The 11,690-nt window shown below is 68.1% G+C and carries 10 protein-coding genes, 1 tRNA gene and 2 pseudogenes; 8 read left to right on the top strand and 5 right to left on the bottom strand.

Annotation, left to right across the window (positions count from 1 at the left end; all coding sequences use genetic code 11):
- Nucleotides 1–2: 2 nt before the first annotated feature.
- Nucleotides 3–752 (bottom strand): class I SAM-dependent DNA methyltransferase, encoded by a 750-nt coding sequence (locus GBA65_RS20275; RefSeq protein WP_166398084.1) that lies wholly within the window; start codon nucleotides 750–752, stop codon nucleotides 3–5.
- Nucleotides 753–901: 149 nt separating this feature from the next.
- Here GBA65_RS20275 and GBA65_RS20270 point away from each other — a divergent pair.
- From GBA65_RS20270 to GBA65_RS20250, 5 genes are all read left to right on the top strand, one after another.
- Nucleotides 902–972 (top strand) — tRNA-Gln (locus GBA65_RS20270).
- Nucleotides 973–1,358: 386 nt separating this feature from the next.
- Entirely contained in the window at nucleotides 1,359–1,568 is a 210-nt protein-coding gene (locus GBA65_RS20265; RefSeq protein ID WP_166398083.1) for a hypothetical protein, read from the top strand.
- 238 nt (nucleotides 1,569–1,806) lie between these two features.
- The gene (locus tag GBA65_RS20260) at nucleotides 1,807–1,989 is read left to right on the top strand and encodes a CsbD family protein (RefSeq protein WP_228281524.1); all 183 of its coding nucleotides are present in this window, start codon (nucleotides 1,807–1,809) and stop codon (nucleotides 1,987–1,989) included.
- Nucleotides 1,990–2,100: 111 nt separating this feature from the next.
- Nucleotides 2,101–2,361, top strand: coding sequence for a hypothetical protein (locus GBA65_RS20255; RefSeq protein ID WP_166398082.1), 261 nt, complete (start codon nucleotides 2,101–2,103; stop codon nucleotides 2,359–2,361).
- Nucleotides 2,362–2,744: 383 nt separating this feature from the next.
- Nucleotides 2,745–3,008: a hypothetical protein gene (locus GBA65_RS20250; protein ID WP_166398081.1), complete on the top strand. Its 264-nt coding sequence runs from the start codon at nucleotides 2,745–2,747 to the stop codon at nucleotides 3,006–3,008.
- A gap of 87 nt (nucleotides 3,009–3,095) precedes the next feature.
- On the opposite strand, the gene egtC is transcribed toward GBA65_RS20250, so the two are convergent.
- The 3 genes from egtC to GBA65_RS20235 form a co-directional block, all read right to left on the bottom strand.
- On the bottom strand, nucleotides 3,096–3,902 hold the full coding sequence (gene egtC / locus GBA65_RS20245; protein ID WP_166398080.1) for an ergothioneine biosynthesis protein EgtC: 807 nt from the start codon (nucleotides 3,900–3,902) through the stop codon (nucleotides 3,096–3,098).
- A gap of 49 nt (nucleotides 3,903–3,951) precedes the next feature.
- Complete coding sequence (egtB, locus tag GBA65_RS20240; RefSeq protein WP_166398079.1) at nucleotides 3,952–5,268, bottom strand: ergothioneine biosynthesis protein EgtB; 1,317 nt, start codon at nucleotides 5,266–5,268, stop codon at nucleotides 3,952–3,954.
- 105 nt (nucleotides 5,269–5,373) lie between these two features.
- Entirely contained in the window at nucleotides 5,374–6,333 is a 960-nt protein-coding gene (locus tag GBA65_RS20235; protein WP_166398078.1) for a zinc-dependent alcohol dehydrogenase family protein, read from the bottom strand.
- A gap of 165 nt (nucleotides 6,334–6,498) precedes the next feature.
- Here GBA65_RS20235 and GBA65_RS20230 point away from each other — a divergent pair, with 165 nt between their 5' ends.
- The 3 genes and pseudogenes from GBA65_RS20230 (at nucleotide 6,499) to GBA65_RS20220 (ending at nucleotide 11,281) form a co-directional block, all read left to right on the top strand.
- Nucleotides 6,499–8,001, top strand: coding sequence for a CoA-acylating methylmalonate-semialdehyde dehydrogenase (locus GBA65_RS20230; protein WP_166398077.1), 1,503 nt, complete (start codon nucleotides 6,499–6,501; stop codon nucleotides 7,999–8,001).
- Nucleotides 8,002–8,182: 181 nt separating this feature from the next.
- Nucleotides 8,183–9,502, top strand: a complete 1,320-nt coding sequence (locus GBA65_RS20225; RefSeq protein ID WP_166398076.1) for an MFS transporter — start codon at nucleotides 8,183–8,185, stop codon at nucleotides 9,500–9,502.
- A 160-nt stretch (nucleotides 9,503–9,662) separates the two neighbouring features.
- Nucleotides 9,663–11,281 (top strand): annotated as a pseudogene (locus GBA65_RS20220) (AMP-binding protein).
- A 48-nt stretch (nucleotides 11,282–11,329) separates the two neighbouring features.
- Here GBA65_RS20220 and GBA65_RS25620 read toward each other — a convergent pair.
- Nucleotides 11,330–11,588, bottom strand: a pseudogene (locus tag GBA65_RS25620) (GlsB/YeaQ/YmgE family stress response membrane protein).
- Nucleotides 11,589–11,690 lie beyond the last annotated feature (102 nt).

Raw genomic sequence — 11,690 nt, 5'->3', positions numbered from 1 at the left:
CGTCAGGCCGGGCGCGCCAGCACGATGAGATGGTTGCTGTCGGCGTCGAAGGGCTCCCCCTCGAACCCGCCGTACACCGCCTCGACCTCGAAGCCCGCGAGACCGAGCGCAAGCGCAAGCTCCCCCCGCCCGACGATTCGGATCGTGAGTTCGTGGCCCCGCTTGCTCTCCAGGGCCCCCAAACTCCCGTAGAGCTCGTAGAAGAGTCGCATGTACAGAAGCTGCGAGGCGGGGTCGTAGCGGGAGACGCTGAAGCGCTCCAGCCTCCCCCCATCCGGCCGCTCGCGGGTAAAGTCGTGGCGCAGCGCTGGACCGCCCGGACCGTCGCTCAACTCGTCGGGGGAGAAGGCCGAGACCTCGACGCCGAGAAGCCCCGCGGGCGCGAGGTGCTCTCGGGCGTTGCGCAAGAACGATAGGGCGTCGTTGATGGAGAGCAGGCACAGAAAGGAGTTGAAGGCGCAGATCGTGAGGCCGTAGCTTCTTCCCAACGAGGCGTCTCGCATGTCTCCCCGCACCCACCGAACGGCGCCACCCTTCTCCCGCCCCGCCGCGACCATCCCCTCCGAGGCCTCGACCGCCGTTACGTCGTGGCCCGCGTCCGACAGCGGGATCGCCAGGCGACCGGTCCCCGCGCCCCATTCGACCACCGCACCGTTCTCCCGCTCCGCCAGCGCCAGCCAGAAGGGGAGGTCGTAGTCGTGGTCGTACTCTATGTCGTAGAGATCCGAGAGGGGATCGTACTCGGCCGCCAAGTGGGCTCTCTGCTCCTTTTTCCGTTCGGTGCTCCGCGGGACACTATACAGGCCACGACTGGGAACCCGGCCGAGGGGAGGGTGGCACAAATCGGGGAAAAGCGCTCGACGTTTGCGTCGGCAGGGGTTAAAATATTCCACCGTAACGGTGCCGAATGGTGTAACGGCAGCACGAGTGACTCTGAATCACTTAGTCCTGGTTCGAATCCAGGTTCGGCAGCTTCTCCTGAGCCCCTCTCCCGGGGCTTTCTCTTTGCCCCGAGGAACGGCCCCACGGCGAGGTGCGTGACTGCGCGACCTTCCGGTCTGCCTGGGTGATCCGGCCGTGGTGTCTCCCCTAAAGCAGCGCCGCCATCCGTAGTGCCGCGCTGGTGCAGCCCTTCCGTTTGACGTTCGCTAACTTTTTGTTACTATAGCTACATAAGAATGCGGCCATCTGCCCGAGCGGTCGAAGCTGCTTCTTTGGGGACGGGAGTCCCCGTCCTGATGGTCAGGGAGATGGCTGGTACCGGGGGCGTAAGGGCGCCCCTCGCGAGGCTCGCGAGGGGATGGTTCCGAGCCGTACCCCGGTGCCGGTGAGGATCCCACGAGGAGCAAGGCAGGTGCATGTCTACACAGCACGGCGAGAACAACCGGAGTATCGACCGCGACCGGTTGTTGAAGCGGATGTCCGACGCCAGGGAGAGCGGAGACGGTAAGCAGGTGCAGGGCGCCCTGGAAGAGGCTAAGCGCTGGTTGAGCGACAATCATGTCGGCGACAACTCGGTCCGGGACGCCCAGTTCAGGCTGCTGAGGGCGTTCCCGCCGCTACGCTAGCGTCGACGGGGCCGGCGAGGTCCGACGAGAAACCCTTCGATCGGGTGTAACTAATGTGTCTTTCACGAGGTCGTAACAGGTAGGAGGAAGAGCGAGGCAAGGAGGTGAAGGCACATGCGCGGCGGAACTCTGAGTCTGGTGGTGACGGTTTTGGTGGTGGTCCTGCTGGTCTTGCTGATACTGCAGCTTCTTTGAGTGTGGTGAGGGGGGACCGACCGGCGTAGGAAGGGGAAGGGACGTGCCGAGAAAGACCAGTAGGCAGGACAAGAACGAAGGGGCGATGGATAAGGCCAAGGGCCGCGTAAAGGAGGCCGTCGGCTCGCTCACCGGAGACGAGAACAGAAAGGCCGAGGGGCGCTCGGACCAGAGAAGGGGTACCGGCAAGGAGAAGAAAGGCGCCCTGAAAGACCTACTCAAGTAAGCCGGCGTAGCGTCGGGCCGGAGCCCTCTTGGGCTCCGGCTTTTCCGTGGGCGTACCGCCTCGCCCGCGGAAGACGACGGCGACAGGTAATTCAGGAGGAGGAGATCTCGCATGACCGAGGGGGCGCGCAACCGCAACGAGTTCGCCCGGACGGTGAGGGACGTGGTGGCGAAGATCAGGCGCGAGGGCGGGAGCAGCGTCGGTAGGGAGCGCGTCGAGGGGCTCGGGGAGCGCTTCGGTATGGACCCCGAGGAGGCGCGCAGGGTCTTCGTGGCCCTCAAGGGCGACGCCTGGAGGGGCGAGCTCGTCGGTACGGACGACCCGGCCGGTTGGTCGGCGGCCGAGCTCGAAGACGCACCCTCCACCGCATAACCGCCCTACGGAGCCGCGCGGGAGGGGTAAGAGGCCCCGGGTTCGGAGCGGGGCGTCTCTCCGGCGCCGAGCTGCCCAACGGCCGGTGCTCCGGCCGCGGGCGTCTAGACGCGAGTACCCACCGGAGGGCGGCTTCTGTACTTCCGGCCAAAGAAGAGGGCCGCTGGTCGGTACCAGAGTACGCGGCGCGGGGTCACACCCTCGCCCCCGGCGGCTTCTCCTTCTTCCACACCTCCCCTATCCTCCGCCGGGGTTCGTATCACGCGGTTGGTCCGCCGGGAGCTTCGCGCCGGGGCACTCACGCGGTGCTTCCGGCCGCCTTGGTGCTTCGCTCGCCTCCGTGGGTTTGGTAGGAAAACGGGCAGAGGGGGTATGAGGTCTCCATGAGCCTTTTTCACGCAATCGCGGTGCAACACTTCGAACTGGTCCTGTATGCCTTCACGCTGCTTGCGGGCGTGGCGCCGGAGGCGCTCGCGCTCTTGCAGAGGCGAAGGAGTGGGTTCCGTAGCCGGCGCAGAAGGAGGAGGAGCGGGGGCCTCTTCGGGGCCTTCGGCGCGCTGTTGCTGATCTTCCTGTTCGGAGGCGTCGCCATCCTCCTTCTCGGCGCCCTGGCGCTCTTCAGGCTGGTCACCGGCCGCAGGCGCTAGGGAAACCTGCCCTCCGGCAAGACCGCGGCGGTGGCCGTCTCGTCGTAGCGACCACCGCCTCTCCGTCTGTCGCGCCGTAGCCCTTCTCTACAGGGGCCGCAGCGTGACGCCGGCCGGTCCGGCGACGAGCAGGTGGCGATCCGGGACCTGCCGCCAGGCCGGGTCGTCGTCGAAACGCTCCGAGGCCACCACTACCACGTCGGGGAACGCCCGGCCGTCTTCGAGCCAGTAGAGGGAGTTGCCGGGACCCTCGGTGGAGAACCGGCCGAAGACCGTCGTCTCGCCGTCCGACACGCCCACGTTGAGGGTGGCTGGGGTGCCCAGCCCCTCGCAGGCCGCGGAGACCTTGCCCAGCGTCGCGGCGGTGGCTTCGGCGAGGGCGCCGGCATCCCCGATCGTCGCCCCGGCGGCCCGGATGCGGTCGAGGAGGAGGGCGAAGATCGTCTCGGAGTCGGTGACGCCGAGGAGGCCCGCGTAGGACTCGTCGCTCAGCAGGTCGCGGAGGGGGCGCATGGCGGTCCGGCGGAAGCCCTTTATGGCGCCGTTGTGCGCGAAGAGGTAGGGGCCGGAGGCGAAGGGAGGGACGCCGCTCTCCTCGGCGGGGAGGCCCGGGGTCGCGCTCCGGACGGCGGCGAGGACCGTCCGGGAGCGGATCTTCGGGGCGATGCTGGCGAAGCTCCTGTCGGCCCACATCGGGGCGTTGGAGCGGTAGACGGCGGGCTCGCAGTCCACCTCGGGGGCGTACCAGCCGCAGCCGAACCCGTCTGCGTTCACCACCCCGCTCATCATCTCCTTCGGCGCGTAGCTCTGGACGAGGAGCGAGTGCTCCGGCTCCAGGACCACGGACGAGAGCGGCGTCTCGCGGCGCCCGAGGTAGGCGGCTATCCGGCACACGACGGCCTCCCCGGGGTACGGAGGTGCATATGTTCGCTAGCGATGGGGATCAAGCATCCTTCGCGCAGCGGAAGCCGACGAAGAGCTGGCGGCGGATGGGATAGTCCCAGTTGCGGAAGGTGTTGCGGACGGCCCAGGGCCGCGTGGCCCAGGAGCCGCCGCGGAGCATCTTGAAGTCCGGGCCAAAGAAGACCTCGGAGTACTCGCGGTAGGGGAAGGCCTCGAAGCCGGGGTAGGCGCGGAAGTCGCTGGCGGTCCACTCCCAGACGTCACCGACCATGCCCAAAGCGCCGTAGGCGCTCGCTCCGTCCGGGTACGCCCCGACGGGCGCGGGGCGGAACGCGAGCGCGTCCAGGTTCGCCCGGCCGTCGCCTCCTCTGGGCGCCTCGTCGCCCCAAGGATAAAGCCTCTTGGTACCCGTCGTCGGGTCCCAGGAGGCCGCTTTCTCCCACTCCGCCTCCGTCGGGAGGCGCTTTCCGGCCCAACGGGCGTAGGCGTCGGCCTCGAACCAGGAGACGTGGACGACCGGCCCGTTGGGGTCGACGGGCTCGTCGAAGCCGAACCTCACCGTCCACCAGGAGTGCGGCTCGGGCTGGTACCAGTGCTTGGGCGCGGCTATGTTCTCCTCCTTTATGTACTCCCAGCCCGCCCCGTCCCACAGCTCGCGGTTCGTGTAGCCGCCGTCCTCGATAAAGGCCGCGTAGGCCGCGTTCGTCACGGGGGTCTTGTCCAGGAGGAAGCCGGGGACGTCCACGGCGTGCGCGTTCCGCTCGTTGTCCAGGGCCCACGCGCGGTCGTCGGTGCCCATGACGAACTCGCCGCCCGGGACGTGGACCATCTCGCCGTACGGGGTGGAGCCTTTCGGGAGCTCGACGAGGCTCTCGGGACGGTAGCCCCTGCCCCTCATGAGCCCGAAGGTCTGGAGCAGCGTCTCGTTGTGCTGGGCTTCGTGCTGCAGGATCATGTTGTAGACGAAGCCACTCCGGAGCAGCGGGTCGTCGGAGTCCAGATCCGCCTTCTCCAGGGTCTCGAGGACCGTGCGGCGCACGGCGTCGAGGTAGACGTCGGCGTCGTCGCGCATCAGCAGGTTGAGGGACGGGCGCTCCTCCCTGGGGTGGAGCGAGGCGTCGTACATGTCGTAGAGCTCGCGGTCGGAGAGCTCCCGGCCGTGGGCCTCCTTGAGGAGCCACAGCTCCTCATAGTTTCCGATGTGCCCGTAGTCCCAGATCGGGGGGCTCATGATCGGGTCGTGCTGGGCGAGCAGGTCTTCTCTGGAGATGCCCTTCAGCAGGAAGCGCGTCCTCTCTCGCGCTTCCTCGAGCAGGCCTACAAGGACTTCCTTGGATACCGCGCCACGAGTTTCCATACCCGGAATGCTACACGGCACGTGCGGCTATTCAAAGGCGGGGATCGCTCTAGGGGCGTGCGGCGAGGACCGCCGGGAGAGATCCCGGAACCTTGTCGGGGGAGCCTAGCCCTCGGCGACCCGCAGCACGATCTTGCCGCGACCGTGCCCGGAGTCGAGCCTCTCGTGGGCCTTGCCAACCTCGTTCAGCGGGAGCACCTCGTCGACGAGCGGCTTCACCTGGCCGCGGTCTATGAGGAGCGCAAGCTCCTCGAGCCTCGCGCGCTCGCGGGTGAGGAAGACGCCGTGGAGGGTCTGGTTTTTGAGGTAGAGCGGCGTGAGGTCCCCCTGGGTGCCCAGGATCGTGGCGAGGCGGCCGAACGGCCTGGTGTACGGGATGCTGTTGATGATGGTGTCGCCGCCGGCGGTGTCGAAGACGGCGTGTACCCCGAGCCCGCCGGAGTCGCCCAGGACCGCCTCGGTCGGGTCGCCCTGCGTGTAGTCGAGGGCGACGTCGGCGCCCAGAGCCTTCAGCGTCTCCTGGTTCTGCGTCCCCGCGGTGGCGAAGACGCGGGCCCCGGCGGCTTTGGCGATCTGGATCGCGAACGAGCCCACGCCCCCGCCGCCGCCGTGGATCAGGACCGTCTCGCCGACCTTGACCTGCATCCTACGCACGAGGGCCTCGTAGGCGGTGCCCCCGGCGAGCGGGACGGCCGCCGCCTCCTCGTGGGAGATCGAGGTCGGCTTCTTGGCGACGATGGCGGCCGGGGCGACGTTGTACTCCGCGTAGGCGCCGTTGGAGCCCGGGCCGAAAAGCTCCGGGGTGTAGTACACCTCGTCGCCGGGCGAGAGGTCCGTGACCCCCGGGCCCACCTCCTCGACGACGCCGGAGACGTCGGCGCCCAGCACTATGGGGGCCTCGTGCCCCATCGCGGTGCCGTTGGCCCTGAGCTTGGCGTCGACCGGGTTCGTACCGGCGGCGACCACGCGCACCAGCACCTGCCCCGGTCCGGCCTCCGGCCTCTCCACGTCCCTCTCCTCGAAGAGCTCCGGACCCCCGAACTGCGGCGTCAACATGACCTTCATATCGGCTCCTTTCTCTAATTCTTATGCTCGATGCCCCCCACTGTATGCCACGCGCCCGCCGGCGCCAAACGGACCGTACTGCCTCTCCCCCGGCCCGGTGCTATGCTGGCGAGCGAGAGGGACAGGGACCCGCGCGGGTCCTGCGAGCTTCACGGAGGAGGCCTTATGCAGGGGACGAAGCAGGAGGTAAGGAACCTTATAGCGGGGCGCTGGGAGGGGGCGAACGGCCACGCGACCGAGGCCGTCTACGACCCGGCCACCGGCGAGGTCATCGCCGAGACGCCCCTCTCGACGCGGGAGGACCTCGACCGGGCGGTGAAGGCGGCCGGGGCGGCCTTCGGGCCCTGGGCGGCGACGCCGGTCACGGAGAGGGCGCGCATCCTGTTCCGCTTCAAGATGCTGCTCGAGGAGAATTTCGGGGAGCTCCGCGACCTCGTTACGCTGGAGAACGGCAAGGACGCGAAAGACGCGGGGGGCGAGGTCCGGCGCGGCATCGAGGTGGTCGAGTTCGCCTGCGGGATGCCGAGCCTCATGATGGGCGAGTCCCAGCGCGACGTGGCGCGCGGGATCGACAACGTCTCGTACCGCTACCCGCTCGGGGTGGTCGCGGCGATCACGCCGTTCAACTTCCCGTGCATGGTCCCGCTGTGGACCCTGCCCGTGGCGATAGCGGCCGGCAACGCCTACATCCTCAAGCCCTCCGAGAGGACGCCCCTGTCGGCGGTGCGCCTCGGCGAGCTTCTGCTGGAGGCCGGGCTCCCCGAGGGGGTCTTCTCGATCGTCAACGGGGGCCGGGAGGCCGTCGACGCCATCTGCGAGCACCCGGGGATAAAGGCGGTCTCCTTTGTCGGCTCGCAGCCGGTGGCGAAGCACGTCTACGAGCTCGGGAGCGCGCACGGCAAGAGGGTGCAGGCGCTCGCCGGGGCGAAGAACTCGATGATCGTCATGCCCGACGCGGTGCTGGAGCAGGCGGTGCCGAACATCGTCTCCTCGGCCTACGGCAACGCCGGGGAGCGCTGCCTCGCCGGGAGCGTCCTCGTGGCGGTCGGGGGCGTGGCCGACGAGGTCGTCGAGAAGATCGGGGAGGCGGCTTCGGCGATGAAGGTCGGCCCCGGCTACGAGGAGGGCTCCGAGCTCACCCCGGTCATCCGCGACTCCCACCGCGAGAAGGTCCGCGGCTACATAGACCTCGGCGAGGAGGAGGGGGCGACGGTCGTCCTCGACGGCAGGCAGCCGCCGAGGGAGGAGGGCTTCTTTGTAGGACCGACGATCCTGGACAACGTGAAGGGCGAGATGCGGGTGGCGCGAGAGGAGATCTTCGGCCCCGTCCTGAGCGTGGTGCGCGTGGCCTCCCTCGACGAGGCCATCGAGTTCACGAACGCCTCGCCGTTCGGGAACGCCTGCTCCATCTACACGGAGAACGGGGCCGCCGTGCGCCACTGGCGCGAGCGCGTCGAGGCGGGGATGCTCGGGGTGAACGTGGGCGTCGCCGCCCCGATGGCGTTCTTCCCGTTCAACGGCATAAAGGATTCGTTCTACGGCGACCTGCACGCGACGGGCAAGGACGGGGTGCGGTTCTTCACCGAGAACAAGGTCGAGGTGACGCGCTGGCTCTCGGAGCCCGGCCCCACCCCCGACGTCCAGCGCCCCACCGAGACCGGCGCCTAGAGCAGCAGCGGCGGCGTACCTCCCGGAGCGGCCGGCCCCGTACTCGGGGCCGGCCGCTCTTCTCCCTGCGTTGACCGGGGTTTTGGCATCCCCTAGTCTTCTTTCAGGGTAAGTTGTTCCAGGGGAGAGCGGAAAGGGGAGATCTTGGGGTACGCGACCGATCTTTTGATGGGCGGATGGCATGGCTAGCGCGGCGGCGCCGTCGCAGGGCGAGGTAAGAAAGGTAGCCTTCGCCAGCTTTATCGGGACGGCGATCGAGTGGTACGACTTCTTTCTCTACGGGACGGCGGCGGCGCTCGTCTTCCCCGCGCTCTTCTTCCCGGAGTACAGCGAGACGGCGGGGACGCTCCTGGCGTTCTCGACCTACGCCGTCGGCTTCGCGGCGCGGCCCCTGGGCGGCATCGTCTTCGGTCACTTCGGGGACAGGATCGGGCGCAAGTCGATGCTCGTCCTCTCGCTCCTCATCATGGGGGTCGCGACGGCCCTCATAGGCATCCTGCCGACCTTCACCCAGGTCGGCATCCTCGCCCCGATCCTGCTCGTGACGCTCCGCTTCATGCAGGGCATCGGGGTCGGCGGGGAGTGGGGCGGGGCGGTACTCATGGCCGTCGAGCACGCGCCGCAGGGGAAGCGCGGCTTCTACGGGAGCTGGCCGCAGATGGGGGTGCCGGCCGGCCTCCTCGTCGCGAACCTGGTCTTTATCGCCACCGCCGCGACCCTCCCGGAGGCCTGGGGCTGGCGGGTGCCGTTCCTCTTCAGCATCCTGCTCGTGGGCGTCGGCCTGTTTATCCGGCTCAAGCTGCTGGAGAGCCCGGCCTTCAGGAAGGTGCAGGAGACCGGGACCGAGGCGAACATGCCGATCATAGACGTGCTGCGCACCTACCCTAAGAACGTGCTCCTGGCGATGGGGATGCGCTTCGCGGAGAACGGGACCTTCTACATAACCACCGTCTTCGTGCTCACGTACATAACCACGGCCCTCGGCCTCGAACAGGACGTCGGGCTGACGGGCGTGATCATCGCCTCGGCCATCGGGCTCGTCACGATCCCGCTCTTCGGTGCCCTCTCCGACCGGATCGGCAGGCGCCCCGTCTACCTCTTCGGGGCGGTGTTCTCGATCCTCTTCGCCCTGCCGTTCTTCTGGCTGCTGAACACCGAGGCCACGCCCCTGATCTGGCTCGCCATCATCCTCGGCTTCAACGTCGGGCACGACGCGATGTACGGCCCGCAGGCGGCGTACTTCTCGGAGCTCTTCGGGACGCGGGTGCGCTACTCGGGCGCCTCCCTCGGCTACCAGCTCGCCTCGGTGCTCGCGGGCGGGTTCGCGCCCCTGATCGCCGTCGCCCTCCTGGCGGCGTACGGCTACGGGGCGGTGGCCGCCTACATGGCCGCGATGGCCCTGCTCACCACCGTCTCGGTGATCCTGGCCGCCGAGACGTTCAGGGACGACATCGCCGAGGACCAGGCCCAGGAGCGCCAGCTTATCGCCGAGAGCCGCTAGGGGACGTCTCCACCGGAGCCCCCGGGCCGTCGTGGTCCGGGGCTCCGTTCTGCGGACGGGCGCGGGACCGGGGTGCTGCTACAATCCTGTCAATCACAGCAAGAACGGGGAGGATGCTTATGCGGCCGGAGGACGTCGAGGGCCTGACCGTCGGGGGCTCCTGGATCTCGTGACGGAGCGCCGCCCGGAGACCGACGCCCTGGTCTACGTGGACCGGGGCTTGCGCTACTCTTACCGCGAGTTCAACGAGGTGGTCGAGCGCTGCGCCCGGGCGCTGATGGCCCTCGGCATCCAGAAGGGCGACCACGTGGCGGTCTGGGGCAGAACGTCCCCGAGTGGGTGACGCTACAGTTCGCGACCGGGAAGGTCGGGGCGGTCCTGGTTACGGTGAACCCGGCCTACCGCGCGCGGGAGCTGCGCTACGTGCTGGAGCAATCGGACGCCGCGGCGCTCTTTCTGACGGAGGGCGTGAAGGGCGCGGACTTCCCGGAGATCCTCGCGGACGCCGCCCCGAGCTTCGCCGGCGGCTCCGGGGGCGAGGAGGGGCTGCCGTACCTGAGGCACACCGTGCTCATGTCCGGGGGTGCGGGGGCCCTGGAGAAGGCGCCGTACCTTACGGGCTGGGCCGGGTTCGAGGAAGGGGCCGACGGGGTCTCCGAAGAGGATCTTCGGGAGCGGCAGGCGTCTCTCTCGGCGGACGAGGTCATCAACATGCAGTACACCTCGGGGACCACCGGGTTCCCCAAGGGCGTGCAGCTCACGCACGCGAACATCGTCAAGAACGCGTTCTACATCGGGGAGTGCATGGAGCTCGGGCCGGAGGATAGGGTGTGCATCCCCGTGCCGTTCTTCCACTGCTTCGGCTGCGTCCTCGGCACGCTCAACGTCGTGACGCACGAGGGGACGATGGTGCCGGTGGAGGCCTTCGATCCGGAGATGGTGCTCCGGGCCGTCCACGAGGAGCGATGCACGGCGCTGCTCGGGGTGCCGACGATGTTTATAGCGGAGCTCGATCACCCCGACTTCGAGAAGTACGACACGAGCTCCTTGAGGACCGGGATCATGGCCGGCAGCCCCTGCCCCATAGAGGTGATGAAGAAGGTCGTGAACGTGATGGGGGCGGACGAGATCACTATCGCCTACGGCCAGACCGAGTCCAGCCCCGTCATCACCCAGACCAGGACGGACGACCCCATAGAGCGGCGCGTCGCGACCGTGGGGCGCGTCCACCCGGAGGTCGAGCTGCGGATCGTGAGCCTGGAGACGGGGGAGGACGCGGAGCCCGGGGAGCAGGGCGAGCTCTGGACGCGCGGCTACCACGTCATGAAGGGCTACTACAAGATGCCCGACAAGACGGGCGAGGTGATCGACGACGAGGGCTGGCTGCACACCGGCGACCTCGCGACGATCGACGAGGAGGGCTACGTCAAGATAACGGGCAGGTCGAAGGACATGATCATCCGCGGCGGCGAGAACGTCTACCCGCGCGAGATCGAGGAGTTCCTGTACACCCATCCCGAGATCTCCGACGTGCAGGTCTACGGCGTCCCGGACGAGAGGTACGGCGAGGAGGTCGCCGCCGCCGTGAAGAAGCGCCCGGGGAGCGAGCTTGCCGAGGAGGACGTCCGCGAGTTCTGCCGCGAGAACATCGCCCACTACAAGGTCCCCCGGTACGTGGACTTCGTCGAGGAGTACCCGATGACGGCGAGCGGCAAGATCCAGAAGTACAAGCTCCGCGAGGCCGCGGTCGAGCGCCACGAGCTCGTCGAAACGGCATGAAAAAGGCCGGGGTATTCGCCCCGGCCCTCGAAACGGTTGGAGTTCGGCCTATCGCCGCGCGGTTCGCCCGCCGACGATGGCCCGGTAGATCGCGAGCACGATGATAGCGCCTATGGTGGCTACGATGATCGTCCAGATCAGGCCGCCGCCCCTAGCCCGATCGCATCGGCCAGGAAGCCGCCGACGATCGCCCCTACGATGCCGAGGATGATGGTCACGATGATCCCACCGGGATCGTCGCCCGGCATGATCAGCTTGCCCAACGCCCGGCGATGAGACCAACTATGATCCATGACAATATGCCCAAGGTTACGCTCCTTCTCTCGTAGCTGCTTTCACAAAATGGATTGTGCCCCTTCGTGCGGCTCGCGAAACGCGGGTTCTGGACGGCGGCTGTTATGATCCGTCC

Source organism: Rubrobacter marinus, from assembly GCF_011492965.1.
Lineage (GTDB): Bacteria > Actinomycetota > Rubrobacteria > Rubrobacterales > Rubrobacteraceae > Rubrobacter_F > Rubrobacter_F marinus.
This window is presented reverse-complemented; position numbering and strand designations above follow the sequence as displayed.

Coding starts and splice junctions, on each gene's coding strand:
- GBA65_RS20265 (WP_166398083.1), top strand. CDS start 1,359: ATGTCTACACAGCACGGCGAGAACAACCGGAGTATCGACCGCGACCGG.
- GBA65_RS20255 (WP_166398082.1), top strand. CDS start 2,101: ATGACCGAGGGGGCGCGCAACCGCAACGAGTTCGCCCGGACGGTGAGG.
- GBA65_RS20250 (WP_166398081.1), top strand. CDS start 2,745: ATGAGCCTTTTTCACGCAATCGCGGTGCAACACTTCGAACTGGTCCTG.
- egtB (WP_166398079.1), bottom strand. CDS start 5,268: ATGGAAACTCGTGGCGCGGTATCCAAGGAAGTCCTTGTAGGCCTGCTC.
- GBA65_RS20235 (WP_166398078.1), bottom strand. CDS start 6,333: ATGAAGGTCATGTTGACGCCGCAGTTCGGGGGTCCGGAGCTCTTCGAG.
- GBA65_RS20230 (WP_166398077.1), top strand. CDS start 6,499: ATGCAGGGGACGAAGCAGGAGGTAAGGAACCTTATAGCGGGGCGCTGG.
- GBA65_RS20225 (WP_166398076.1), top strand. CDS start 8,183: ATGGCTAGCGCGGCGGCGCCGTCGCAGGGCGAGGTAAGAAAGGTAGCC.